The sequence below is a fragment of the Sporosarcina sp. FA15 genome (assembly GCF_051550195.1).
Lineage (GTDB): Bacteria > Bacillota > Bacilli > Bacillales_A > Planococcaceae > Sporosarcina > Sporosarcina psychrophila.
Window position 1 is genome coordinate 3,401,798 of record NZ_CP188818.1, and the last position, 24,256, is coordinate 3,426,053.

General features: G+C 37.6%; 23 protein-coding genes and 2 pseudogenes. 11 read left to right on the top strand and 14 right to left on the bottom strand.

Translation table 11 applies throughout. The features are described 5' to 3' along the window. Positions 1 to 7 precede the first annotated feature (7 nt). Both ACP8HG_RS16025 and ACP8HG_RS16030 read right to left on the bottom strand, forming a co-directional pair. A complete protein-coding gene (locus ACP8HG_RS16025; protein ID WP_399629801.1) occupies positions 8 to 955 on the bottom strand; it encodes an ATP-binding protein in 948 nt (315 codons plus the stop codon). A 421-nt stretch (positions 956 to 1,376) separates the two neighbouring features. Further along, a pseudogene (locus ACP8HG_RS16030) lies at positions 1,377 to 1,526 on the bottom strand (bile acid:sodium symporter family protein); the annotation flags it as partial. A 561-nt stretch (positions 1,527 to 2,087) separates the two neighbouring features. On the opposite strand from ACP8HG_RS16030, the gene ACP8HG_RS16035 reads away from it, so the two are divergent. The 5 genes from ACP8HG_RS16035 (at position 2,088) to ACP8HG_RS16055 (ending at position 5,557) form a co-directional block, all read left to right on the top strand. Continuing rightward, positions 2,088 to 2,846, top strand: coding sequence for a GTP pyrophosphokinase (locus ACP8HG_RS16035; RefSeq protein ID WP_067213688.1), 759 nt, complete (start codon positions 2,088 to 2,090; stop codon positions 2,844 to 2,846). 440 nt (positions 2,847 to 3,286) lie between these two features. Next, positions 3,287 to 3,733 (top strand): PaaI family thioesterase, encoded by a 447-nt coding sequence (locus tag ACP8HG_RS16040; RefSeq protein ID WP_187046207.1) that lies wholly within the window; start codon positions 3,287 to 3,289, stop codon positions 3,731 to 3,733. Positions 3,734 to 3,946: 213 nt separating this feature from the next. Further along, the gene (locus ACP8HG_RS16045; RefSeq protein ID WP_067213690.1) at positions 3,947 to 4,429 is read left to right on the top strand and encodes a DUF2975 domain-containing protein; all 483 of its coding nucleotides are present in this window, start codon (positions 3,947 to 3,949) and stop codon (positions 4,427 to 4,429) included. 10 nt (positions 4,430 to 4,439) lie between these two features. Then, complete coding sequence (locus ACP8HG_RS16050) at positions 4,440 to 4,661, top strand: helix-turn-helix domain-containing protein (RefSeq protein ID WP_067213691.1); 222 nt, start codon at positions 4,440 to 4,442, stop codon at positions 4,659 to 4,661. Positions 4,662 to 4,768: 107 nt separating this feature from the next. Beyond that, positions 4,769 to 5,557 (top strand): DUF817 domain-containing protein, encoded by a 789-nt coding sequence (locus ACP8HG_RS16055; protein WP_438298670.1) that lies wholly within the window; start codon positions 4,769 to 4,771, stop codon positions 5,555 to 5,557. Between the two features lie 248 nt (positions 5,558 to 5,805). On the opposite strand, the gene ACP8HG_RS16060 is transcribed toward ACP8HG_RS16055, so the two are convergent. The 3 genes from ACP8HG_RS16060 to ACP8HG_RS16070 all read right to left on the bottom strand — a co-directional run bounded on the left by ACP8HG_RS16060 (position 5,806) and on the right by ACP8HG_RS16070 (position 7,753). After that, positions 5,806 to 6,363 (bottom strand): NADPH-dependent FMN reductase, encoded by a 558-nt coding sequence (locus ACP8HG_RS16060; RefSeq protein WP_438297168.1) that lies wholly within the window; start codon positions 6,361 to 6,363, stop codon positions 5,806 to 5,808. Positions 6,364 to 6,478: 115 nt separating this feature from the next. After that, positions 6,479 to 7,327: a VOC family protein gene (locus ACP8HG_RS16065; protein WP_438297170.1), complete on the bottom strand. Its 849-nt coding sequence runs from the start codon at positions 7,325 to 7,327 to the stop codon at positions 6,479 to 6,481. A gap of 18 nt (positions 7,328 to 7,345) precedes the next feature. Continuing rightward, entirely contained in the window at positions 7,346 to 7,753 is a 408-nt protein-coding gene (locus tag ACP8HG_RS16070; RefSeq protein ID WP_438297172.1) for a DoxX family protein, read from the bottom strand. 137 nt (positions 7,754 to 7,890) lie between these two features. On the opposite strand from ACP8HG_RS16070, the gene ACP8HG_RS16075 reads away from it, so the two are divergent. Further along, complete coding sequence (locus ACP8HG_RS16075; protein ID WP_187046210.1) at positions 7,891 to 8,217, top strand: winged helix-turn-helix transcriptional regulator; 327 nt, start codon at positions 7,891 to 7,893, stop codon at positions 8,215 to 8,217. A 492-nt stretch (positions 8,218 to 8,709) separates the two neighbouring features. Here the strand turns inward: ACP8HG_RS16075 and ACP8HG_RS16080 are convergent, their stop codons facing one another. Next, a complete protein-coding gene (locus ACP8HG_RS16080) occupies positions 8,710 to 10,092 on the bottom strand; it encodes a catalase (protein WP_438297174.1) in 1,383 nt (460 codons plus the stop codon). 270 nt (positions 10,093 to 10,362) lie between these two features. Between ACP8HG_RS16080 and ACP8HG_RS16085 the strand changes: the two genes are divergently transcribed. Continuing rightward, a complete protein-coding gene (locus tag ACP8HG_RS16085) occupies positions 10,363 to 10,788 on the top strand; it encodes a GatB/YqeY domain-containing protein (protein WP_067213697.1) in 426 nt (141 codons plus the stop codon). A 482-nt stretch (positions 10,789 to 11,270) separates the two neighbouring features. Here ACP8HG_RS16085 and ACP8HG_RS16090 read toward each other — a convergent pair whose 3' ends face one another. Beyond that, the gene (locus tag ACP8HG_RS16090) at positions 11,271 to 11,576 is read right to left on the bottom strand and encodes a monooxygenase (RefSeq protein ID WP_421103219.1); all 306 of its coding nucleotides are present in this window, start codon (positions 11,574 to 11,576) and stop codon (positions 11,271 to 11,273) included. Positions 11,577 to 12,601: 1,025 nt separating this feature from the next. Between ACP8HG_RS16090 and yiaA the strand changes: the two genes are divergently transcribed. Then, positions 12,602 to 13,072, top strand: coding sequence for an inner membrane protein YiaA (yiaA, locus tag ACP8HG_RS16095; RefSeq protein ID WP_067213699.1), 471 nt, complete (start codon positions 12,602 to 12,604; stop codon positions 13,070 to 13,072). A 616-nt stretch (positions 13,073 to 13,688) separates the two neighbouring features. Here yiaA and ACP8HG_RS16100 read toward each other — a convergent pair. The 6 genes and pseudogenes from ACP8HG_RS16100 to ACP8HG_RS16125 form a co-directional block, all read right to left on the bottom strand. After that, positions 13,689 to 14,585: a hypothetical protein gene (locus ACP8HG_RS16100; protein ID WP_438297177.1), complete on the bottom strand. Its 897-nt coding sequence runs from the start codon at positions 14,583 to 14,585 to the stop codon at positions 13,689 to 13,691. Continuing rightward, on the bottom strand, positions 14,578 to 16,215 hold the full coding sequence (locus ACP8HG_RS16105) for a sensor histidine kinase (protein ID WP_438297179.1): 1,638 nt from the start codon (positions 16,213 to 16,215) through the stop codon (positions 14,578 to 14,580). Before ACP8HG_RS16105 ends, ACP8HG_RS16100 begins: the two co-directional genes overlap by 8 nt. Positions 16,216 to 16,325: 110 nt before the next feature. Continuing rightward, positions 16,326 to 17,006: a response regulator transcription factor gene (locus ACP8HG_RS16110; RefSeq protein ID WP_342539306.1), complete on the bottom strand. Its 681-nt coding sequence runs from the start codon at positions 17,004 to 17,006 to the stop codon at positions 16,326 to 16,328. A 974-nt stretch (positions 17,007 to 17,980) separates the two neighbouring features. Further along, a pseudogene (locus tag ACP8HG_RS16115) lies at positions 17,981 to 18,247 on the bottom strand (MMPL family transporter); the annotation flags it as partial. Between the two features lie 398 nt (positions 18,248 to 18,645). Beyond that, positions 18,646 to 19,263 carry an NAD(P)-dependent oxidoreductase gene (locus ACP8HG_RS16120; RefSeq protein WP_438297182.1) on the bottom strand — a complete coding sequence of 206 codons (618 nt, stop codon included), beginning with the start codon at positions 19,261 to 19,263 and terminating at the stop codon, positions 18,646 to 18,648. A gap of 1,158 nt (positions 19,264 to 20,421) precedes the next feature. After that, positions 20,422 to 20,979: a cysteine hydrolase family protein gene (locus ACP8HG_RS16125; RefSeq protein WP_067213704.1), complete on the bottom strand. Its 558-nt coding sequence runs from the start codon at positions 20,977 to 20,979 to the stop codon at positions 20,422 to 20,424. A 310-nt stretch (positions 20,980 to 21,289) separates the two neighbouring features. Between ACP8HG_RS16125 and ACP8HG_RS16130 the strand changes: the two genes are divergently transcribed. Genes ACP8HG_RS16130 through ACP8HG_RS16140 form a run of 3 tightly spaced genes read left to right on the top strand, consistent with a single transcriptional unit; the run spans position 21,290 to position 23,737 of the window. Further along, entirely contained in the window at positions 21,290 to 21,943 is a 654-nt protein-coding gene (locus ACP8HG_RS16130) for a CPBP family intramembrane glutamic endopeptidase (protein WP_438297184.1), read from the top strand. Positions 21,944 to 21,998: 55 nt separating this feature from the next. Further along, positions 21,999 to 22,688: a response regulator transcription factor gene (locus ACP8HG_RS16135; protein ID WP_438297186.1), complete on the top strand. Its 690-nt coding sequence runs from the start codon at positions 21,999 to 22,001 to the stop codon at positions 22,686 to 22,688. Beyond that, a complete protein-coding gene (locus tag ACP8HG_RS16140) occupies positions 22,685 to 23,737 on the top strand; it encodes a HAMP domain-containing sensor histidine kinase (protein ID WP_438297188.1) in 1,053 nt (350 codons plus the stop codon). Before ACP8HG_RS16135 ends, ACP8HG_RS16140 begins: the two co-directional genes overlap by 4 nt. A gap of 44 nt (positions 23,738 to 23,781) precedes the next feature. Here ACP8HG_RS16140 and ACP8HG_RS16145 read toward each other — a convergent pair whose 3' ends face one another. Beyond that, a complete protein-coding gene (locus ACP8HG_RS16145) occupies positions 23,782 to 23,988 on the bottom strand; it encodes a hypothetical protein (RefSeq protein ID WP_438297190.1) in 207 nt (68 codons plus the stop codon). Positions 23,989 to 24,256: the final 268 nt, after the last annotated feature.

The following is a 24,256-nucleotide window of genomic DNA, read 5'->3' on the forward strand; positions in this document are numbered from 1 at the left end:
TCACAACCTATCTAATTCTATTCTCTTTTATATAATCAAGCACATGTTGATAATCCTTATTCACATCACTGAAGGTGGCGTAATTTTTAGCCGTGGAAAACCACTCCAAAGTCGTCGGCTTCCTTTGCTTCAATGCTCCACTTAAATCATCATTCGTTAACGGTTGTAGTTCACCCGTTTCCAACGAACGGTGTAATGCAGACTCGATTGCATCCCCGACAAGTTGGCCAAGATCAGCCCCAGAGAAATGTTCTGTTTTACTAGCAATTTTTTTATGATTTAGCGAAGATTGAGGTTTGTCTTTCAGTTTTAACTGTAGGATGACTTCTCTTTCCGTTTCACTTGGCGGGGGTATGAACAGCAACTGATTGAAACGGCCAGGTCTCCGTAATGCAGAATCCAAATACCACGGCGTATTCGTTGCGCCAATAACATAGATACCATGATTATGAGAATTTAGACCATCCAACTCAAGGAGCAACTGATTGACAAGCATTCTCTCATGATGTTGTCTCATGTTTTGCCGATTTCCACCAATTGCATCCAACTCATCAATAAATAAGACGCATGGTTTATTTTCTCGCGCTGCTTCAAATACATCATGGAGATTATGCTCGCTTTCCCCTACGTACATCGACAAAATTGCTTGTAATTCCAAATGTAGAAAACTGGCATTTATTTCACCCGCAATCGCTTTTGCCAAAAACGTTTTTCCACAACCTGGTGGTCCGTATAGCAGTAAACTTCCCCCGGCTTCTTTGCCATATGCTTTAAAAAACTCTGGATTTTTAAGTGGAAGGATGAAGTTCATCTGAATTTTCTTTTTAACATCCTCCAAACCGCCAACATCAGCAAATGTCTCCTTAGGCTCTGTCTTTTCAATAAGCGTATTTTTCGCCTTGTCAAATTGAATTACTTTTAGTTGTTTTCGTTTTCCTTCATAGTCATTCGTCATAATAGGCCCCTTTGCACAAATTCATCCTAGTTTCTGAAATGCAAATACTCAAATATTTCCATATGTTAATTTTAGAATAAAGCTTAAAAAACGTCTATGAGTACAAAGCACAAGGGTATAAAGTTTTGTTACAGTGAAAATTGCCTGGCAATCAAATTCCAAACTAGAATCCAGAAAACACGACTCGATTTGTACCAAACGTAAATACAGACAGCTGGGATGAATGTCTTTGTAATTCTTTATTTAGCGGCTTCCTCTTCACCCTACTGATGTGCACAACCGATAAAACAGCAGCCTCCTCCAATTTATCATTCTTATAAAGTTATAAGTTGCGAGGTTTTATTGGGGATTCTTTTGCAATCCGGTGTTAAACTTCAAACGAGTTTGCTATTTCTCTCTATGATAAAGTCAATAAAATATCTACTTGCTTGCGGAACAGCACTTTCGCAACGAGTCCTAGGACAATCGGAATGAGAATAATTTTTATGACCGACAAAAACATATCTCCTACTGAAACCGCTAGCCATTTTCTGGCAAGCAATAGGATCAATGCAGGTGCCACAAAAGGTGCCTACAAAGTAGTACAAGATGTGATTCCTCGAGGCGAAGTCTTTTTCAATTCGTTTTAAAAAATCACTTTTCATTTTCTACGATAAAGTTTATCGTATTTCTTGAAATAACACATATCGTTGCTACTATTGTAACAATCTGGATGGGGTCATCGCCTAGACTTTCCTGAATAACAGAGGATTGTGGCAAAGAAGGAGAACTGATTTATCTCCCGGGACCCGCCTCCTCTTTTCGAATAAAGAGTGAACGAAACAGCAAATATCCAGTAGAAATGCTAAAATAGCTAGAACTCAAGTAAAGTTTTTTTGTATTCGTGCTATCATTCAATTGGCGATAAGTAGATGCACAAACAAGAACGTTCCCAAAGTAAGTGAACAGCTTTATTTGAGAGTAAATGCATTCTATTTATTGAAAAAGGATATGAAAATGCGAAGGCAAAGAAGATTACATCGCATGGTATTTCTACCGGACGTCACCATTCAATTGCAAGAGAGAAGCTAAAGTAAAAGCCAACTATAGAACATCTTAGTCAAAGTGAGCGTAAAGAAAAGAGGAATTTATTTTGAAACTGACAAATGAACTAGACTATAGCCGATTGAATCATCTAAAAAAAGAAATGACGAGATTCATGCTGGCCTATAAATTTGCGTTAGACGAAGTGAGCACCAAAATCAATATCTTGGAAGAAGAATTTCAATTAATACATGAATACAACCCCATCGAACATATTAATACCCGCTTGAAAACACCAGAAAGCATTATTAAAAAGGCACATCGTAAAAATGTTGAACTGTCCCTGTCTTCCATAAAGGAAAATATGCGGGATATCGCAGGCATTCGTATTAACTGCTCCTTTAACTCCGACATTTATAAACTAAGTGAAATGATTCAAAAGCAAAGGGATATTGAAGTGATTGAGTACAAAGATTACATACAAAATCCCAAACCCAATGGTTATCGGAGTCTTCATTTGATATTAAAAATTCCTGTGTTTATGACAGATCGGGTAGAGCACGTCTTTGTGGAAATGCAAATCAGGACAATTGCTATGGATTTTTGGGCAAGTCTGGAACATAAAATCTTTTATAAATTCAACAAATCTGTCCCGGAAAAAATTACGAAAGAGTTGAAAGAGGCCGCGGAATCTGCCAACGAATTGGATCAAAAGATGGAGAATCTTCAAAAAGAAGTCAATGAAATTAAACGAATGGATGAAGAGTTTACTACACCTCTTTTTAATGAAAAGAATGACTTCAATATCCCGCTTAAATTCTTAGAAATGATGAATGAAAGTAGCAAAATTAGCCTGACTGAAGTATAGCTAGTATTTTGGTTCCCAATTAATTCGCAAACCATTCATTTTCAACCTGGAAAGAGAGATGGGTTTGAAAGAGAACTGTTGTAAGATGCTGTTTGTTCCCGAGTATGGGGCAAACAGCTTTTTTTATTTATGCATGGATTAAAAAGCTTTCCCCAAGTGAATTTGAAGATGGACCTTCTGTGACTCCAGATACTAGGAATCGAAGTTAGAAATAGCGGGTTATGGTTTAACTTTTTAAGAAGTAATAATTATTTATAGATTGTATTGCACTCGTTATTTTACTGAATGTTCCAACACTGATATGCTAGTTTTAGCTAAAACCACAGCTGATAAGCAGAATCTTAAGAATGTGATTAATGCAATATTGAGCGTCTTAGACTGACCTTTTAGAATGACCGTTCCAAAAAGGATTCTACTTTTATAAGGATGGTGGCTAATCGATGAATTTTTTAGAAGTATTACAGAAGGTTGCTAAGGGCGAATTGCCTGAATCACCTGCTGCTGATTTAATTGGATTTAGAGTGACCAAAGCGGAGGATGCAAAGGTGATCATTGAACTCAACGTGACGGAAAAACTACACAATCCGATGGGAACACTTCATGGTGGAATAATATGTGATATCGCAGATGCCGCGATGGGCTATGCGTTTGCGACCACACTCAAGAAAGACGAACTGTTTTCAACGGTAGAAATAAAAACGAATTTCCTCAAACCAGTTTTCAGAGGTAAATTACGTGCTGAGGGGAAGTTAATGAAAAAAGGCTCTTCAATAGGTTTATTAACGTGTAATATCTTTGATGAAAAGGATGAGCTAGTCGCCTATTCGACAAGCACATGTATGGTGTTAAAAGGACAGTCTAATCAGAAGCGAATTCAGGTAGAGTGAGCCTTGGATAAATAAGTAGTTGCACAAGTTATAAGTTGAATAGTTTAAAGTTATGGAGCATTTCCCTGTAATGAGAAATGCTTTTTATCTTTGCCTAAAATTAAAAAGATGTTTTTATAAAATAAAGTACAACTAAAAACGATAAACATTTATTGCGAATCGATAAAAAACGTGCTAAAATGAAATTACTAATAAATAAGTGAGGTGCTTTTTTTGAAACGAGGTTCAACAAACTTTTTAAAAATAGCCGTTATTCTTCTTGGAATCCCTATTGTTGCTTTATGTATTTTTGGGTTGCCCCTGCTAGCTAAAGAAGCAGCAGAAAGTAATTCTGAGTTTGCTTATGTACTATACGGCATTGTAATAATTATGTATATTTCGGCGATACCATTTTTCGTTGCATTGTATCAGGCTTTTAAACTTTTAAATTATATTGATAAGAGCAAAGCGTTCTCGGAAATATCTGTAAAAGCTTTGAAAAATATAAAACATTGTGCAATCACAATCAGTGGCTTATATGTGGTTGGTATGCCCTTCTTCTTTATCTTTGCGGAGTTAGACGACGCCCCGGGTGTCATATTGGTTGGAATGCTCTTTATTTTTGCTCCAATGGTAATCGCAGTCTTTGCTGCCGTTCTCCAAAAACTTTTGCAAGAAGCTATTAATATAAAATCAGAAAATGATTTAACAGTCTGAGGTGAAAACAATGGGAATAATAATCAATATTGATGTGATGTTGGCTAAAAGGAAAATGAGCGTGACAGAACTCTCAGAGAGGGTTGGAATAACAATGGCTAACATTTCTATATTGAAAAATGGAAAGGCAAAAGCGATTCGATTATCAACTTTAGAAGCGATTTGTAAAGCTTTGGACTGTCAGCCTGGAGATATTTTGGAATACCGAAGTGATGAAGACAACCAAGGTTAACAAAGTGGAGGTATTTAACATTGAAAGAAAAAGGACATCTTTTTACGTTATTTCATAAAAAGGGAGTTACTCATGAATTTAACCATCCAAAAATGGAGACACAAATCATGAGAGCATCAAAACAACTCGTTCGTTTTGGCCGGGAGCAGGCCCTATCATGTTTGTTTCCTGTCGTCATTTTCGCCTCTTTGGCTTTTACACAATTCATCCCACTTCCGTTCCTACCACGTTATGACTGGCTGCTCATTATCTTCCTTCTGATGCAATGGTGGATGGTGCGTTCTGGGCTTGAAACACGGGATGAACTTAAGGTTATCACATTGTTCCACCTTATTGGACTTGCTCTTGAAATTTTCAAAGTACATATGGGCTCCTGGGCTTATCCAGAGGATGGCTATTTCAAAATCTTTGGAGTGCCTTTATATAGTGGATTCATGTACGCGAGTGTAGCGAGTTATCTTTGCCAGGCATGGAGGAGGTTAAAGGTTGAACTGGTTAAGTGGCCACCGTTTTTGATAGTTGTGCCTCTTGCAGCTGCAATTTATTTAAACTTTTTCACTCACCATTATTGGATCGATGTTCGGTGGTGGCTATCTGGATTTGTAATTATCGTCTTTTGGCAATCATGGGTCACATACGAGGTTGATGGAACTCGTTACCGCATGCCACTCGCACTTTCTTTTGTGCTCATCGGATTTTTTATATGGATAGCTGAAAATATTGCAACGTTCTTTGGTGCATGGAAATACCCAAACCAAACCGATGCATGGAGTCTCGTTCACCTAGGAAAGGTAAGTTCATGGCTCTTATTAGTAATTGTTAGCTTTCTTATAGTAGCGACGTTAAAACAGGTTAAGGGGAAAAATTCCACTAAGATAGATGCTAGTCAATTATAATGACAGTTAAGAATACGTGAGAAGACTAGTGTTTTAACACAAAATTAAGCAGTCATTTACTGGTTTCCTTTGGTTAATCAACACATGTGTAATTCCTCGTTTCTATGGCCAATAGATATAACGCAAATGAACTTTAAATTACCAAAAGGTCATCCTCAAACTTATTCCTTTTTGACGTTATAAAAAAACGTGCCAAGTACCAACACAATTAAAAGTTGTGGAGTGGCACTTGGCACAAAATTGTTAATTTATCGTACAGTTTTCAATGCACCGCTCCAAGAAAGGACTTGGTCAAGCATTGTGTTCGCGTTGGCTGCATGGTAGTCAGCAGGTTTGAACACGCTCATGTTTTCAAAGTCAGACATAAGTGAGAACGTAACTGCCGTACGTACGTCAGCAACTTGTAGCTCGCCCAAAATCAGGCGTAGGTTTTCATGTGCACGCGTACCGCCCAAGCTACCATATCCAACAAAACCAGCTGCTTTATTGTTCAATTCTGGGTTTAAGAAGTCAAGTGCATTTTTTAGCGCTCCACCGATTGCATGGTTATATTCAGGTGTGATGAAAATATAACCATCGAAAGAAGCCATTTTTTCTGACCAAGCTTTTATTTGTCCTTCAGCACCAGGTTGTGCATTCGCTGAACCCAAGAATGGAAGATTGTAATTTGCAAGATCTACGATTTCATACTCCGCGTCATTACGTTTTTTCGCAAAATCAACCATCCATTTTGCTACAGCATCACCGTTTCGCCCTTCACGTACACTACCTTGAACAATACCTATTTTCATTTTTTCGTTTGTCATTGTTTTTTCCTCCTCATTAGATCTACCTAATAGTCTATCTAAAAACCCCATATAATAACCACCTATACGATTTATTTATCTCGGCTTCAATACTCTACTTTTATAAATCGCCCCCTTAAATCCCTAGATAAATACGATTCCCAGAAGGATCATAGGATACAAAAGAACCGTTTTCTTCTGTCACAGCTACACCAATATTCTTCAACCGGGCGATAACATTATTCCTTGCTACCTCATCCCCTAAAACTATAGTAAACGACTCCAGCCCAACACTATTTAAAGGTGGTGTTGGAGCCCCAACTCCGGCCCAAGTGTTTAAGGCAATTTGATGATGGTATTTACCCGTAGAGATGAAAAGCGCCTGATTGCCATACCGGTTAACCACTTCAAAACCGAGGCCCTTAGTATAAAACTCTTCGGTCTTTTTCAATTCAGATACATGTAAATGAATATGCCCCATGACGGTCCCAGCCGGTAAACCTTTCCATGACTGCGGTCTCCCTTCGGATAGAAGATCTTCAAAATTCAATGGATCCACTGTCATTGCCACTTCACCGTTACTCCAAGTCCATTCGGAAGGTTCGCGGTCTATATAAATTTCAATTCCATTTCCATCTGGATCTGCTAAATATAAAGCTTCACTTACAAGATGATCTGATGATCCATACCGCAAACCGATTTCCATGAAATGATGCACGATTTCAGCTAAGTCTGAGCGTTTAGGTAGAAGAAGTGCAAAGTGATATAGACCCGTAGTTTTTTCATACTGCGGTACTACATTTTCTGGTTGTTCGATTGATAGTACACTCGTTTTACCATCCGTTGTTAGTTTAGCCGTTTTTTCAGTTTGTTCTAGAATTTGAAAACCAAGAATCTCCTGATAAAACGTAAGTGATCGATTTAAATCTTGTACCTTAATGTTTACATGACCTACAAAAGTGTTTGGTTTGCTATGAAACTCCATATTTATTACCTCCATTTTTTATTTTTGTCCTTCAGAATGAAAGATTTTGTTACCTAACGAGAAACGAGTACTGTTTGCAAAAACGAGAAAAATGGACATAGCGAATAGTGCCAATTCCAATTCGTACCCCGCCATTTCATCATTGCCAAGAAACCCTGCAGAGAGTTTTACTGTAAAAATTGCCCCCAGCATAATAACCGCAAACAATACAGAAATGATTCGTGTTCCAATACCAAGTATCAACAGAATACCGCCGATTAATTCTATAACTGCAACGGCATAAGCTAAAAATCCTGGAATACTAAGGCTTTCGAAAAAACCAGCAGTGTTAGCTAAGCCCCCTTGAAACTTAGATAATCCATGAATGAAAAAAGTAAGACCTAAAACCAAACGCAAAATAACCGTACCCACATCATTTTTATTCATTTTCTCTATTCCCCTTTACAGTTAGTTACTTTATGTAATTAACTATATTATAGAGCGTTATAGTTGTCAAGTAAGTTAATTACTTACGAAATAAACCCATCATGTTATATACTGCATATAAAGGAGTGAAAGAAAAAATGAAGCAATCTATTATTTGTCCCCGATTTGAAAAAGCCATCTCGCTTTTAAGTCAGCGCTGGATGGCTTTGATTATCAATCAAATATTGTCGGGCTCAAACCGATTTAGTACAATTCAATCTTCTATCGGAATCAGTGGCAAAGTTTTATCAGAACGTTTAAAAGATTTAGAACAACAAGGGATTGTAAAGCGTGATGTTATACCTGAAACACCTGTTATTATTGAGTACTCCTTAACGGAAAAAGGGCTTTCATTAGAGCCGGTTTTGAAAGAAATAGAAAATTGGTCACAGTCATGGGTGGAAATTGAGAGTGAAGAAACATAAAATCATATCCTTACCTATCCACAAAAGGAAAATATGAAATTAACGAAATGATTTCTAAGAAAACGTCAACTAGGAATAATTACAGGTTTTTGAATCTTTCCGATTTGCGGGAAGGTGAATATATTCAATAATGGCGTTCTCATGACCGTTCTTATTTTGGTACAGGCTAGTCATTCCTTTTTCTTAATCTTCTGCTGTAATTTAGATTAAGAAACCGTATTGAAAATATAGATTGTACTAGTTGTCTTCACAAAATTAATAATCAGAAAACTCATTTTCATTCAATGACATGCAATGTAGAGAAGCACTCCCTTGGTGCTTTTATTTTTTCTAACTTCTGAATAAACACGAAAAAAGATTAGACATCCGCGTACATGTCCAATCTTCATTTTATTATTGTTCAATTGTATTTTTTTGAGTAGTGTATTGTACATGTACTTAAACTTGATAAATTCATAATAAGGTTTGACCATTTTAGTGAAAGTTATCGAATTAACCCTTTGTCTGTGTCTTAATTTGTCGGACAACCCGTTCTCCCATTTCCGGCGATGCATTGTACAGATACGTCAAAACAATGCGTCGTGTCTCATCGGATATGCCGGCAAGATCAGCAGAAAGATTATTTACTAGGTGATTTTGTTGCTCAGGGGGAAGAGCATGATAATATTGCCCGGCCTGCGTAAAATCATCCGGTTTTGGCAAATCGGATCGTTCAAGATGCCCCTCCACAAATCTGCCGTTGCCGCTTGTCACTTGTGTGGCTGGTGTCCAGTCTTCCTGATGATTGATAGGTATTTTGCGAAAATCTGGTCCAAGCCGCCGCCGCTGGGAATCCGAGTAAATATTGGCGCGTCCCTGCAGCATCTTATCATCTGATAATTCGGCCCCTTCCAAAAGATTGGACGGTGAATAGGCCAGTTTCTCCACTTGTTCCATATAGTTATCCGGGTTGCGGTTCAACGTCAAGCGGCCAACCGGCATCAGAGGGTACTGCTGTTTATCCCAAACTTTTGTATCATCCAATGGATCATAAGGAAGAGTGGCTTCATCTTTCGGATTCATAAGCTGCACATAAAGCCCATATACAACAGGCTCTCCCTTTGCTAGGGTATCATACAAATCCTGACCTGCAATATCTGGGTTCTCGCCATTCCATCGGGCGGCTTCTTGAGCATCTATATACTGCTCCCCAGCATAAGGAACCCAGTGATATTTTACATAACTGCGTACCCCCTCCCCGTTCTTCCAAACGTAGGTATTCACACCATAACCCGGCATGTGGCGAAAGCTTTTTACTGTGCCTGCATCAGAGTAAAGCCGAACAACAAAATGGGTTGATTCTGGCGCTCTGGCTATGAAGCTCCAGAACCTTTCGGGATCCATCAAGTTATTTACGGGCGAGGGTAAAAAAGCTTGAATGGTCTCTGGAAAACGTATAGCATCTCGTACTAAAAATACAGGAATATGGTTGAAGACCAAATCAAAAATACCCTCTTCAGTATAAAACTTAGTAGAAAATCCACGCACATTTCGTGAGGTATCCGGAGTACCTTTATTACTTACAGCAAGCGAAAACCTCACAGTAACTGGAACTTGCTGCCCAGGATTTTGTAAAAAGCACAGCTTTGTGTATTTTGCCATAGAATACACAGTCTCAAAGTAACCAAAAGCACCAAAGCCTTTAACATGCACTGGTCTTTCTAAAATTGTTGAATGGACAAAGGTCTCCAATGTTTCATGTAAAATACTGTCCTGCTCCAGTACAGGACCTCTTTCACCTACAGTCTGTGAATGCATTTCCTCAGCCCAAAATTTTGATACATTTCTGTTTAGATGCGTGGAAGAACCTGATTCCCCTCCATTGTTTTCTCTCATAGTTATTCCTGCCTCCTGTACCCATAAGTTAATTCCCTAAGATACACTATTATTTATGTGAGGCACCATACAATTATGAATGTAGTTAGCTGAATAACCATGCAAAAAAGAACGGACATCCGCAGGACGCGGCGACCTTAGCCAGAGTTCCGCTAATCAGCAGAGCAGGGAGTTTGTGCTGATTCAAGTCAATATAAATAAATCGTCATTTGTTGCTTTTCACATGCATCTCTTCTATACTTTTAACCACTAATAGGAGGAGATCCAAAAATGTTAAAGACAATCGTATTCGAACATTTAAAGAATGCCATGAGGGAAAAAGATGTGCTCGCAAAAGGAGTACTGACATTAGTAAAAGCAGCACTCGATAGCGCTGAAAAGGAAAAAGGTGCAGTTCTTTCAACTGATGAGGAAGTTGCCATCGTCAACCGCGAAATCAAACAGACCAATCAAGCGCTGGAAGGCGCACAAAAAGCACAGCGTGAAGACTTAATTGCACAAGAAGAAGCAAAATTAGTTCTGCTCAAAAAATTCTTGCCTAAACAACTTAGCGAAGACGAAATTGTAACAATGTTGACAGAGGCAGGAATCACCAAAGGTATGAACATGGGTGATGCCATGAAGATCGCAAAACCATTACTTACCGGGAAAACAGACGGAGGAACGATGTCAAAAGTTGTGAAAAACTTAATCTGATATTAGTGTGGGGTTTCCGTGCAAGATAATTGTTGCACGGAAACCCCATATTCATTTGTAGATCGACAATCCCTTTATGTGGATGCTGGATACACTTCCCGTTAAGTAGTAATAGGTAAGAGCTGATACTATTCGAATAATATCAGCTCTTTTTCCTATTCACTCAAAATAAATTGTGGTTGTAAAAGACCCATTTCACAAAAACCCCCTTGTAGAAATGAAGATCCTACCTGTTAGCTATCCAATCTTATATATCAAGCAATTAAATTTAATAAAAAAATAAGACCTCCGATTTGATAGATCGGACGGTCAAATAGCTGATCCCTCAAGGGGGCCGGCTAGATACTAATACAATTCTCAAGAGTATCCTGAACTTTCTTTACAGAAAGAGTTTCTACTCAAGCACTGATGTACTACTTTTCGTTTGATAAGAGACGATATAAAATCCGTGAATTTTAACAATAAATTTACAGGTTTTTTATTTACTTTATCGACCCTTTAGTAATTTCGGTAAGTTTAGAATTAATCCCAAAGATTTTTGCGTTGACGGCTGTGACTCCAAATCCGGCTAATCTTTTAGTGTGCATATCTAGATATTTTTCAGCTGTTTCTTTTGTTTCGAAAATGTAAATTCCACCGGCTTCATTTGTTTCTGGGCTTTCTGTCCAAACTTTCGACTTGAATCCTTCTTCTTCATTGATGCTTTTTGCTAAATCAGTAAACGCTTCCGCCATTTCATCTCCGAATGGTCCATCCATTTTAAAATCCACTTGTAATAGGTACGCCATAGTCATTCTCCTCCGATTATTTAGTAGTTGTAAAATAAATTTTTCCTGCGCTTGATAATGATCTCGTGTAAGCTATTTTTTAATAAATGAGTTAATGACTGATTGTTCAACAATGTACATGACTTCAATTTCTTTATGAAATAGAAGTTTTTCTGTTTAATGCAAGCTAAAAAGGGATGGTTGTAGTGCTTCCAGATTTAGAACTTATTTTCATCCTTCAAATAGTATTCATGGATGTCAATACCTTAATTATAAAGACTCTTATGTTAATTAGCTAACTAGCCGCATTAGTTCATATGTATTATACCTAAAAGTTAAGAATGAGTTTTAAAAGCGTGTCCTTTTTGTATGATTTGATCTCCCTCGAAGACTCTCATGAATGTATAAACATGTTGTTTCCTCCCCTTTTCATTTTTACCCTGTAATATTTAAACCTGTCAATCATAATATGTAATTAACAGCTACAGTATCGCCAGCTATCATTTTTCCCCATAAGTCCAATCGGGATCGAGTATTTCCATTTGGATTCAGTGTTCAATTTCCGTCAGTTTGTCCAGTTTGATAGTTACGTTAAAATAATATGTATTAGTTCGGATTGGGCTGTAACCCATTAGAAAATTGTAATACAAGAAGCGACTTACTTAGATGGGCTGCATCATTTTAACCAATCCCCTGCTTTCCAATATAACTTTGGAAAGAATTCTCACCATCATAGATATTTTTTTGTATACCTCTTCTTTCTCCCAATACGCAGAATATATCCCATAAAATTATATATACACGACTAGTTAATTTCCCCTTATTTACATACTATAAAAGTTCCAACAAAAAATTAGCTGCAATGTTCAAAGAATGATAGAAACGAACTCATTTGCGAATAATCCTTGATGATCCCTGTTAAAGCTAACACTTTTGTAGACTTAAAATCAGATTCAACTTTTTTAGAGGAGTTAGACTATTCTCAAAAAACATTGCTGATTTATACTCGTTCAGATATGATTGTCGAAAGGGGAGGAGAACATTCAATGACTAATAATAATGAAGATTTATTTGATATGGAAAAACAAAACGCCCCAAAAATGAAAATAAAAAGAAAAGATGGAGAACCAACTCCGGTTTTCAAAGGAGCTTCATGGGCAGCACTGGTAATAGGAGTATCAGCTTATCTCTTAGGCCTGTATAATGCAGCTATGGAACTGAATGAACAAGGATATTACTTTGCAATTTTAGTATTCGGACTCTATTCATCTGTCTCGTTACAAAAAGCTGTAAGAGATAAAGAAGAAGGAATACCAGTCACGAACATTTATTATGGTATTAGTTGGTTAGCACTTATTATATCTATTTTATTAATGGCCATCGGTTTATACAACGCAGGAAGTATTGTCTTAAGTGAAAAAGGGTTCTATGGTATGGCTTTCGTTCTTAGTATATTTGCAGCGATAACCGTTCAGAAAAATGTTAGGGATACACAGAGAGCAAGAGAAATAGATTGAGTTACTTCCCGTTAATTTGACAGTCTGGACTTATTCAACAAGTAGAATATAACTAAGCGAGTCACCCCTTTTTCTTACCGGAGTGTGACTCGCTTTTTTTGAATAAACGCCACTACATTTAGGATGTCAGTCACCCATATACTCTATCTTATTAAATCAAATTCTCCCGCTCTTCAGCTTGGAAAGGACTTTTTTCAAGCTCTGGTCACTTTCCCCCTCGGTACCATCTTTCAATCGCTTCGCCTGAAGATAGTATTCATCCGTAGCGAGTCTAAAGGAAGGGTCGCTCTGACTGTCACCTTAGATTCAATTATCAATCAAAAAAAGAACCCTTATTCATCAAGAGCTCAAACCGCATTTCATTTTATGGTGCATACCGGGTGCGAAACGTCGACCTTCAAACCGTCAGCGTGACGCTCTCCCATCTCAGGTTATTATACTACCCAAAATTCAAATCAGAATCTCAATTTATTAAGCCCATCAGTCGGTTTTATATAGCCTTTAATCAATATCGAATGAAAAGTTATGCACGATATACCTTAGTATTTACTTTTGTTAACATCATTGCTTTCAATGATGTTAACAAAAGTTTCAACTCATCGTGACTACCATCAAACTAAGCCTGGTATGGAGGAAGTTCCATCATTTTCAGCTTGCCATCGACTCGTTTAACTGTGTAAGTAAACTTTTCGGTGATCGTGTCAAACTCCCTCGTATGGAATAAGGTTCCGTCTTCCAACTTTAACGTAATCACGAATATATATTCGTCCTTGCTTACTACGGTCTGTTCAAGAATTTCATTCAGTGAAATCCTTGGCAGTAGCTTCAGATACTGATCAATTAATTTCAACTTGTCACTAGTGTCTGTTTCGGGAAATAAGTTAATGAGTCCTTGGTAACTACCCCCGTATAACTCGACCAACTTTGCAGCATCCTGATTAGCAATAGCCTGCATATATTGCTCTAACGCATCTTGCGGAATCTCAATGGCATTTTCATTCTTCCCCCCCTCCTGAGAGTTTGCTGACGGACTCAACGTTAATTTCTTTTTCCAAGTTAACTCATTGCCTTCGGAATCTTTGAATAGAAATACAACCTGACCTTCCTCACCCTTCATCGTATCCGGATATATGAAACCCGAGAATTGTCCGTCACCACTAATGTAAAATCCATCTTCCCCATTAGCTCCGTGTTCAATGGCATCTTGAACCGAATTTACAATCAGATTATCCTTGGAAATCCACTGTATTTCGGCTAGCGCGAATCCTTCCGGAACCTGTTTCACTACGAAATCGAAACTATTTCCCTCTATCGGTTTTGGGGTCTGATCTATTACAATTAATATTTCATTCCCGGAATCCGCTAAAGCGTCCTCTACTTTGGTGTTTTTGTCTTGATTTGTTTCAGATGGCTGCGCGTCCGGTGCTTCAGACTCAGATTTCATAGCACAACCACTAGTTAAAAGAAGCATGCACAGAGCTGAAATGATATAGCTGTATTTTTTGTTATTCATGGGGTTCTCCTCTGCTTTCATATAAGGTAAAAGAAAATGCGACGCCTTGATTTGTATTCGCTACACCAAACTCGCTATCATGAAGCTCCAGGATATGTTTGACAATCGCGAGTCCCAGACCGGTCCCTCCAGATTTACGATCCCGAGAACGCTCAATCCGGTAGAATTGATCCCACACCCGGTTCAAATCGTCCTCCGCAATGGGCGGTCCAGCGTTCTCGATTACCGTGACTACCTTTCCAGAATATGTCCGCTCGATACTAATGGAAATGACACTGTTCTCCACAGCATGTCGAATGGCATTACTCAATAAATTTAGAACGACCTGTTCAATCCGTCTAGAATCTGCCTTTACAAATAGTTCTTCTACTTTGTTCAACTTGTATTGAAGGTGCTTTTCCTCTAATTGATGAGAAAACGAATCAGCTACATTTTGAACAAGGTTTGTCATGGATACGCTTCTAAGCGTTAAATGAATGGCTTTGACTTCGAATTTGGAGAGCTCCAGCATATCCATTATTAAAGCATTCATCCGATCTGTTTCATTCACGATGTGATTCAGGTAACGGTCTTTTTTGTCGCTCGCTACTCCATCCTGCAACCCTTCTGCGAAACCTTTTACAATGCCTAAAGGGGTTTTCAATTCATGCGATATGTTCGCGATTAGCTCTTTACGAAGTTGCTCGGATCGCCGCTTTTCTTCCATCTCCACTTGTAATTTCACATTCATATTAGTAAGTTCCTTTAAGGTCGTATCTAAATTCTGAGACAACGCATTTAGATTGCGCGACAGCTCCCCGAATTCATCCTTCGAATGAATTTCAGGCTCCATGGTAAAATCTAACTTGGCGAGTCGCGCTGCAGCACGGTTTAGCGTAACTAACGGACGGGTTACAATTCTCGAGTAAATCAAAGATAGAATAATGGTGAGCATAATAATTACCGGCGTCAAATATACAAAATACTTCTTGAGTATCTCGACTGCTTCCCCAACTGGTTGTAGAGAAGTCATGACGAATAAATAACGTTCTGTATTTTCACTATGTGCTAGCGATTTAATCAGAATAGCGTATTGGACACCGCTCCAATTATCTATCCATTCCGCCTGAACAAGCAACCCGTCCTGCAAACGAGATTCATATTGTTCTAGCTTCGGCATCCAGTCCTGGAGGGCTTCATCGATCAGGGTATCTTGATATAGAGGGTTATACGAGCGTTGTTCGGGTAGCATCAAATCCGTTATTTTACCCTTCACTCGTGTTAACCCATTTACGAGATCTTCGTTTTTCTGCTGTATGGCAACAAGTTGCATGACAGTATCATCCTCATCCATGAAAATACCGTCTATCACTGTTGTATCGCCGATCTGAATCCCATTCGGAATAGCACCTAGTTCCATACCATCCGCGGGCACACGAATGGTAATGGCCTGTCTGTCTGTTTGCAACTCCAGAAAATAAGGATTTATGCTAATCCGTTCAAACCGATGATTTAAGATGGAAGTACTGGTATCATTATCATTCATAAATGCACCGAGTAGCCGTGAAACCTGCTGATTATTGGATCCAACCTGTTCGTATTGATCCTCGAAATGGCTCATATTCTGCTCTAGTGCATGGATCTTGGACATTCGATAAAACCGCTCGAAAAACAAGCCCTCCGCAAGCATCACAAGGGAAAAAACAGTCATAATCAGAATAGATGTTACCACAAAAAGTTTAAGGACTACCCCCTGCCTTCTCATGCTTCCAACTCAAATTTATAACCTACGCGGATGACGGTACCTATATATCGACCTTCGGCACTTAGCTTGGCTCTTAATTTTTTGACGTGGGTATCTACTGTACGCAAATCCCCTAAATAATCGTATCCCCATACAGCGTCCAGAATATAATCACGGGATAAAACTTTACCGTAGTGCTTGATAAGAAAGAGAAGCAAATCATATTCCTTTGGTGACAAAGAAATCATATTTCCCGCCACGGAAATAGTATGAGCCATTCTGTTTACTACTAGATCGCCAAAGGTATGTATATCTCCTTCACGACCAATTGTACCTTCCGTTCTTTTCATTAATGCGGTAGCACGAGCCACTAATACCCTCGGACTAAAAGGCTTCGTCACATATTCATCGGCACCCAACTCGAACCCCATCAATTGATCATCGTCTTCCACCCTAGCTGTAATCATGATAATCGGTATGTCTGACTCCTTGCGAATGCGCCTGCATACCGACCACCCATCCATTTCCGGCATCATAATATCCAAAACAATCAGGTCAATGGAATTTTGTTCAAAAATATCCAGTGCGAGCATTCCGTTCTCCGCTTCGTATACTTCCCATTGCTCCTTTTTGAAATAATCCGTTATAAACTCACGCATCAGCGTATCATCTTCGACTAACAATATCTTTCTTTTCATAGCTTCACTCTCCACATCTATCCACGTCACCCTTTAACTATGGACATGATTCTAGTATATTTTCACGTACCCTACACCTCCGATAGTACTTTCTAGACCTAGTATAGAGGACTCCTGTGTACGTCGTGTGTACGTTGTATGGATTTCATAAACCAGTAAAGTCAAAACTTTTAAAGGACTTCTTCTAGCAATTACTAATTCACAACAAACAATTGTCTTAACTGAATCATACTCTTGTTTTCTACAGTGTTACAATGTCACCGAGTTCTCAAGGTTTGTTTGACATTAACAGCCGCCTTCACACCAACTATGAATTTGGAAACCTCTCCATTATATGCGATATTCACAGAACAAGCGTTTCTATTACGGACCGAAAGATATGCAGTCATGAAACCCGTCATCCTATTATGTGGGTGATAAGGGTCAAGCAATATTTAAATTTTAATAAAGGCTATTGAATCTCTTGTTATGCAAGGTAAATAGACCATATACGCGTTCGACTTTTTTTAAAAGATTGTCGACCATAAAAAGTCCGCACCAATGAAAAGTGCGAGTTACGCGGTCTTGGAAGAACTTCGTTCACATATGTAAAAGGGAATGAGTCATCATTGTATTACTTGAGTGTGTATCCGACAATACAGAATTACTTGCAGAAATGTCAGTTTGGTTTGCTTTTAAAGCACATGTGAAACATCGTACATCTAAATTAAATATACTTGATGATGGAATATTAGAAGGTAGGCAAAAGCTCATTAGTTATTTGTATACGATGGATTTACTAAAAAAATCTCAATCTTGATCTGGAAGTTGAGCGGCTCTTTGCATTAATTGATGGTATCGCCATGCACGTAAATATAAAAATGCACATAACCCGATTAACAACCAGGATTTATGTGCATTTTCCCACTATACAATTGAGACTTTAATTAATGTGAAGCACCTAATAATGGGTTCTTGCTATTCAGCTTCGCCTTTCATTTTAGAATATCCTGATTATAGTTAGCCGCCATACAAATAAATACCGTGTATGTAGCTAGTAAAGGAATCAAAGCAAGTAACGGCGAAAGATAAATGACAATCAATAAAACCAAAATAATTCCGACCGTTGATAAAATTAATACAAGATCAGCTCTAGAAAACAAGCTTAGGGTGTCAATAACAATTCCTGCAGGACCAGTCATATAAACCGTCATACCAATTTGATCTTGTACCATTACTTTTATCTTCTTTATACTTACCTCTAATTCTTTGGAATCTAATGATCTTTATTTTCCGAGAAAAAGCTTGTGTGGGCCTGTGGCGGTAAAATACTGAAAGGTAGCATCTCTTTTAATCTATTGACTTCAGCAGCACTCACATTATCAAGTACCTCACCAATAACTTCCGTTTCACCTCACTACTTAATTGCCTGTGTCATGCGGGGCGGTTGATATCATCGCTACTCGCAAATATCGCGGTTCGGTATCTCCCTTTAGGAAACCTTGAATCACCCACATATACAATAAAAACGCTACTTTTAATGAATACGATACATCAATAGTAGATGGACCACTCAAAGGCCGAGTTCTAACACATCTCTAAATGTGTTAGAACTCGGCCTTCTACTATTCTTGTGCTTTTATCTAGCATTTCTTGTTGACTAGTCGCTCAAAGCAACAGACTGATGGATAAATTCTTCATTGACAATGGCCTGGTATAAGAAGTCGGCGACATCCGCACGAGAAATTGCACGGCCGCCTTTAGGAACCCCAATCGCTTCTTTACGGTATGTCCCTGTAAACGGTTTGTCGTTGAGTCCTAGGGGTCTTGCAATCGTCCATTGTAAATTATTATCTTTTAATACAGCCACTGCATTATGATGATCGTCTAGCACATTTCCAAGCAATTTTATCGTAATTTTCCCGATAACACCTGGTATTTCCTTGTCGATTCCTGCCGAAGCCATGTAAGCGATCCGCGACACTTGCTGTTCCTTCATACCTTGAGCGATGTTTTGCGTCATTTCATGAAGTATTGTCGTTTTTCGTAATCCAGTGTTCGTTCCAAGTGTTGAAATAACTGCATCATGCCCAAGAATAGCTTTTTTTACATCAGATGCATCTGTTGCATCCCCCTGTACAATCACAAGGTTCGGATTGGAAATGTTTAAGTTACTTGGGTTTCTTACGAATGCTGTGACCCTATGGCTGTCAGAAAGCGCTTGCTCAACAAGCAACTTCCCTGTTTTTCCAGAAGCTCCAAAAATGATGATTTTCATAAGTTCCCTCCAAGCTGAATTGGTTTACCATTATTTAACTCGTAAACTAATTCTAACATAACTATTAAAGTACGACCTCCTTCGAATTGGAATACTAAAAATCACTTTCCAGCATTGAGTAATTATTGCTAACAAATCCCCCGCCAACTTGTTCGGAATGAAAACATCACTTTTTCTAATCGATGTAAGCGTGGTTGTTTAATTAACAACTTCAATCTTTTGATTGTAAAAAACAGGTCTTAACTTAAGTCGATTAATCATCTTAAACCACCGATTACAATAAAGCTAGAACAAAAATAGGTAGTTAAAAAGGACTCAACAAATCTAAGGAAAGCTGCTCTTACTTAAGGTATATCACTTATCATTATTGAAAATGGATCAGCTTCAAGCAAACATGGCATAGCGCTTGGAAGCGTTTGAACTCATTTGGTCTATTGGATTAATCGTTTTGGAGTGCACCCACTACTGGTGGGGACCTCTCCTTATCCAAGATGAATGGTTCAATGGTTCCCTTGTTAAATTCCTCAATGTTTATATTTCAGCTATAGTTGGTCCTCGTCGTTCAGAGAAGTGAATTTAGACATATACATCAACAATATACTTTTCATTTTTCTCTCTGTACATCTCATTGCTTTAAAAAGTACTGATTGTTACACTGATCTTCATTTCTATATTCTATAAGATCGATAAAATCCCTATATTACATTGAATTTAGTAACCCATGAAGAAATAAAATATGGTGCCGTCATACATTAGATAACCTCCCCCATTTGGGCGATAATACAACTATCAGAACTAACGTTTCATCGTAAAAAGAAAAGAGGTGTGGTCATGAAACCGGTCATCCCATTATGTGGATGATATGGGTCTAGAAACCTCTATACTTGAATAACATTTGTTGAATCCCTTACTTGATAAGAACTGTAGACCATATTTACGATAGACTTTTCCGAGTAAATAGTCTAACAATAACGAGGATTAGAAGATCAATCATTTTGGGTGAATTTATTACTGACTCCGTTAATATTTAACACTGACACAAATAAAGGGAAGAAAAACGCCTTAAATTAAGGCATTTTTCTTCCCTTTATTCAATTATTACTGCCCTGTTACACCTTCTCATTTGGCTATAAACAATCCGGTGGTTCAATAAGAGTACTATGAAAGTTCATTTACTAGTTGTTCTGTTGTAATTATTTTCGCGAACTCCTCATGCAAAGTTGCAATAGAAACATTGTGTATCACTTCTGCATCGTAATATGTACCATTTTGATCCGTCATACCAAAGGCTGCTGTTGCATCTGAAATAAGGTATGTATTGAATCCTAAATTACCGCTCATTCTTGTAGTCGTAGAAACACAATGAGGCGTGGTCAATCCTGCGATTACAACCGTTGAGATATCATTTTGTTTTAGATATTCTTCTAAATTTGTACCAATAAAACCGCTATTTACTTTCTTTGTGATCACTACTTCTTCAGCAGTAGGTTCAACCAATTTTTTAATTGCAAATCCAGCATTCTTAGGATGAAATACGGAATCTGGATTATCTGACATATGTTGAATATGGATTACTTTCCACCCTTTTTCCCTCCATAATGTCAGGATCTCACTAATATTTTCTTCGGCATGAAGATTATTTCGTTCTCCCCATTTTTTATCATCAAAAGCTTTTTGCACATCTATGATAATTAAAGCTTGGTTTCTTTTATCCATCACTAATCCTCCTAATTTCCCATACAATTAAAACATACAGACTAATCACGATTTAATCAATCATTTGTAGCTTGTATCCTCCACTAATTAAATGATTACTTCACCGCATTGATTAATGGTAAAAAAAGAATAAAGGAATATTAATGACTTTATCAAAACTTTATCAAAGCTTTATAAAATTACTATCTAGTCATTACGAACACATTAACTTCCTCTTGTACGATTAATAAAAAGAGGGAGGAATTTTTATGGTGAATATCAGGTTACGCAAAAACGAAACTTTTATAATAAGTAAACCAGGTGAAAGAGGATGACCGAAACCAGAAATGTACCTATCAGAAAAATAATTATTTTTGCACTTACTTATTGTCTTATTTTTGCAATTCGTTTCTTCCAGCATCTGTATACGGTCGAAGTAAGGTCAGCCATGACACTCATGTTATATACCGTGCTTTTTATCTCAGGAATCTTTTTATTCCGCCAGCATCTGGCTGATAGTTGGCAACTTCTGAAGAAATCCATTTCTCGTAGCTTATTGTTACTGATTGGCTTCTACTTCATTTTCATCTTATTTTCTGTTTTGGCTTACTACTTGTTACCTATCGGTGATGCAACCAATGATCAAAATGTTTATCAGATCGCAAGGGCATTTCCTCCAATTCTCATTCTCGCTATTCTTGGTATTATGGGGCCGATAGTAGAAGAATTTGTATACCGGCATTTGCTGATCTACAGATTATCAAGTCGTATACCCGTATGGGGTTGTGTGTTGCTATCAAGCATTTTGTTTGGATTACTGCATATGCACAGTTTCTCTGACCTCACAAACATCGTGCCTTATTTAACAATTAGCCTTATACTTGGCACATTGTACGTCGTTTCTAAATACAACTTGCTTGTTCCAATTATTTTTCATACATTTAACAATCTAAGCGCCTTGATCCCACTAGTCCTGTATACGTAAAATGACATTTTAGTTTAAATCAAGCAGTAAAATCTACACCAGAGGAGGCCTGACGTTGAATAAGAAAGTCTTAATAATTGAGGATGAGACTGAACTAGCAGATATAATTAGGGATTATCTCAAGAAGGATAACTTTGAAGTTATCATCTGCAATTCAGGGAATGAAGCGTTAACCATTTTCAATAAAGTGCAGCCTGATATTATTTTGCTAGATTTAATGTTGCCAGGAATTGATGGGCTAGAAATTTTGAGGAATATTCGGCTACAGTCTACACTGCCTGTCATTATTATCAGTGCAAAGGAAACAGAACTAGATCGTATCTTAGGGTTAGGATTAGGTGCGGATGATTACGTGGTGAAGCCGTTTTCTATAAAGGAACTTGTAGCAAGGGTAAAAGCCCAACTAAGAAGAGCAACGACATTTACAAACTTACAAACTGATGAAAAGTCAGTCTTAAAATTTTGCGATATACAAGTAAATAGGATATCCAGAGTAGTCAAAAAATACGGAGTTGAAATTCAATTTACCGCAAAAGAGTTTGATATCCTTTCATTCCTGTTGTCCCATCCAAATCAAGTTTTTTCAAAACAGCATCTGTATGATCAAGTATGGGGATTTGATGAATACGGGGACTTAAACACTGTGGTTATCCATATTCAAAAAATTAGAGATAAACTCGCGTTGGCAAATTGCATCGTCACTGTTCGTAGTGTAGGTTATCGGTTTAACGGTGATTTACTATGAAACGAGGATTAATATCGACATTAAAATCTATTCTCATCCTGCTCATAATTTCGCCTTTGCTTATGGGCCTATTACTGGTGGGATTTAGTTCGTCAAGAGAACAATTACTTTTCATTATTTCTATAAGCCTCTTTTTTGCTATTCCTTATATTCTTGTAACAATGGTGCTAACCCGTTTTATAAAAATAAGAGTGGTTAAGCCTTTAGAGGAATTAACACAAGTATCGAACGAAATTCTTTCAGGAAACCTCGATTTCCCCATTAATTATGATCGAAATGATGAGATTGGTAGATTTGCTACTCATTTTGAAAAAATGCGATTGAGTTTAAAGAAAAACAAGGCGGAACAAATGGTCTTTGAACAAAAACGTAGACAGTTTATCACAAACATTACCCATGATTTAAAGACACCCTTAGCCTCTATCAGTGGTTATGTTGAGGGGTTAGGAGATGGGATGGCTGTTGACGAAGAAGACTTTCAAAAATACCTAAAAGTGATTGATAAAAAAGTGAAAGAACTGGATACTTTGATTGGTCAATTAAAGGTATTCAATGAATCCGAGGGAGATCAGCTACCTACAAAGGGTGAAGTGCTCTATGCAAAGGACCTTCTAGAAGATTTATACGAAACGTGTGGGGTGGATGTAGCCTTACAGGGAATACCTTGTGTTTTGATCAATGAAATAGAGAATGATTGTCGAATTAAAGTGGATAAGGACCATATGCAAAGGGTGGTTAGTAATTTAGTCAATAACGCTACCAGGTATGCAATGAATACATTTGAAATGAAAGGCTTGAATAATCATCAAACGATTTACATTTCGGTTGCAAATGATGGACATCACTTGCAACCGGAAGAGTTATCTAAACTATTTGATAGATATTATTCTGGTGAATATAGAAATGGAAACCCTAAAGGACATCTAGGGATTGGGTTGAGTATATCAAAGAATCTAGTTCATTTAATGCAAGGTGAAATAAAAGCTTCTATAAATAAGAATAGATTTATCATAACGATTGAATTGCCGATTTATGATGAAGGAATTTAAAAAGAATTACAACTCTTTATATATCATATTACTGAAGAAAATAATTACAGTATCTTGTCTTTATAAAGTACCTTGTTCACATCATGTCTTACTGTTTTATGACCGGCTGTAGTTCCTTTACCAATCGCTATAAGCAAAAAGTCTAAATACCTTTCAGATATATTTAAAATCGCCTTTAATTGTTTAGAATCATAACCTGACTTAGTGATTGTTTCAAAACCAGCTTCATTTGCTAATAAAATTAAGGACATTGAAGCAAGACTTACATCTCTAGTTAATTCTAACTTTAAATCTTCAGCTGATTTATTTGCATAGTAATTAATTGCAGCGTTCGCTAGGTGGTCCCTTAATGATTCATCAAAATAGCCTGCTTGAAAGCCCTCCTCATGTATCTTAATGATACTATCCTTATCAAAAGCTTGATAATCACCAAGAATGACAATACGGTATCAACAATATTAATTCTACTTGTCACTTCTCAACTATTTGTTGAGTATTGTCTTTTCTACTTGAAAACCA

Bases quoted from the DNA above. Each gene is read 5' to 3' on its own strand.
- ACP8HG_RS16025 (WP_399629801.1), bottom strand. From the start codon at position 955: ATGACGAATGACTATGAAGGAAAACGAAAACAACTAAAAGTAATTCAA.
- ACP8HG_RS16040 (WP_187046207.1), top strand. From the start codon at position 3,287: ATGAATTTTTTAGAAGTATTACAGAAGGTTGCTAAGGGCGAATTGCCT.
- ACP8HG_RS16050 (WP_067213691.1), top strand. From the start codon at position 4,440: ATGGGAATAATAATCAATATTGATGTGATGTTGGCTAAAAGGAAAATG.
- ACP8HG_RS16055 (WP_438298670.1), top strand. From the start codon at position 4,769: ATGAGAGCATCAAAACAACTCGTTCGTTTTGGCCGGGAGCAGGCCCTA.
- ACP8HG_RS16060 (WP_438297168.1), bottom strand. From the start codon at position 6,363: ATGACAAACGAAAAAATGAAAATAGGTATTGTTCAAGGTAGTGTACGT.
- ACP8HG_RS16065 (WP_438297170.1), bottom strand. From the start codon at position 7,327: ATGGAGTTTCATAGCAAACCAAACACTTTTGTAGGTCATGTAAACATT.
- ACP8HG_RS16070 (WP_438297172.1), bottom strand. From the start codon at position 7,753: ATGAATAAAAATGATGTGGGTACGGTTATTTTGCGTTTGGTTTTAGGT.
- ACP8HG_RS16075 (WP_187046210.1), top strand. From the start codon at position 7,891: ATGAAGCAATCTATTATTTGTCCCCGATTTGAAAAAGCCATCTCGCTT.
- ACP8HG_RS16080 (WP_438297174.1), bottom strand. From the start codon at position 10,092: ATGAGAGAAAACAATGGAGGGGAATCAGGTTCTTCCACGCATCTAAAC.
- ACP8HG_RS16085 (WP_067213697.1), top strand. From the start codon at position 10,363: ATGTTAAAGACAATCGTATTCGAACATTTAAAGAATGCCATGAGGGAA.
- ACP8HG_RS16090 (WP_421103219.1), bottom strand. From the start codon at position 11,576: ATGGCGTACCTATTACAAGTGGATTTTAAAATGGATGGACCATTCGGA.
- yiaA (WP_067213699.1), top strand. From the start codon at position 12,602: ATGACTAATAATAATGAAGATTTATTTGATATGGAAAAACAAAACGCC.
- ACP8HG_RS16100 (WP_438297177.1), bottom strand. From the start codon at position 14,585: ATGAATAACAAAAAATACAGCTATATCATTTCAGCTCTGTGCATGCTT.
- ACP8HG_RS16105 (WP_438297179.1), bottom strand. From the start codon at position 16,215: ATGTCCAAGATCCATGCACTAGAGCAGAATATGAGCCATTTCGAGGAT.
- ACP8HG_RS16110 (WP_342539306.1), bottom strand. From the start codon at position 17,006: ATGAAAAGAAAGATATTGTTAGTCGAAGATGATACGCTGATGCGTGAG.
- ACP8HG_RS16120 (WP_438297182.1), bottom strand. From the start codon at position 19,263: ATGAAAATCATCATTTTTGGAGCTTCTGGAAAAACAGGGAAGTTGCTT.
- ACP8HG_RS16125 (WP_067213704.1), bottom strand. From the start codon at position 20,979: ATGGATAAAAGAAACCAAGCTTTAATTATCATAGATGTGCAAAAAGCT.
- ACP8HG_RS16130 (WP_438297184.1), top strand. From the start codon at position 21,290: ATGACCGAAACCAGAAATGTACCTATCAGAAAAATAATTATTTTTGCA.
- ACP8HG_RS16140 (WP_438297188.1), top strand. From the start codon at position 22,685: ATGAAACGAGGATTAATATCGACATTAAAATCTATTCTCATCCTGCTC.
- ACP8HG_RS16145 (WP_438297190.1), bottom strand. From the start codon at position 23,988: ATGTCCTTAATTTTATTAGCAAATGAAGCTGGTTTTGAAACAATCACT.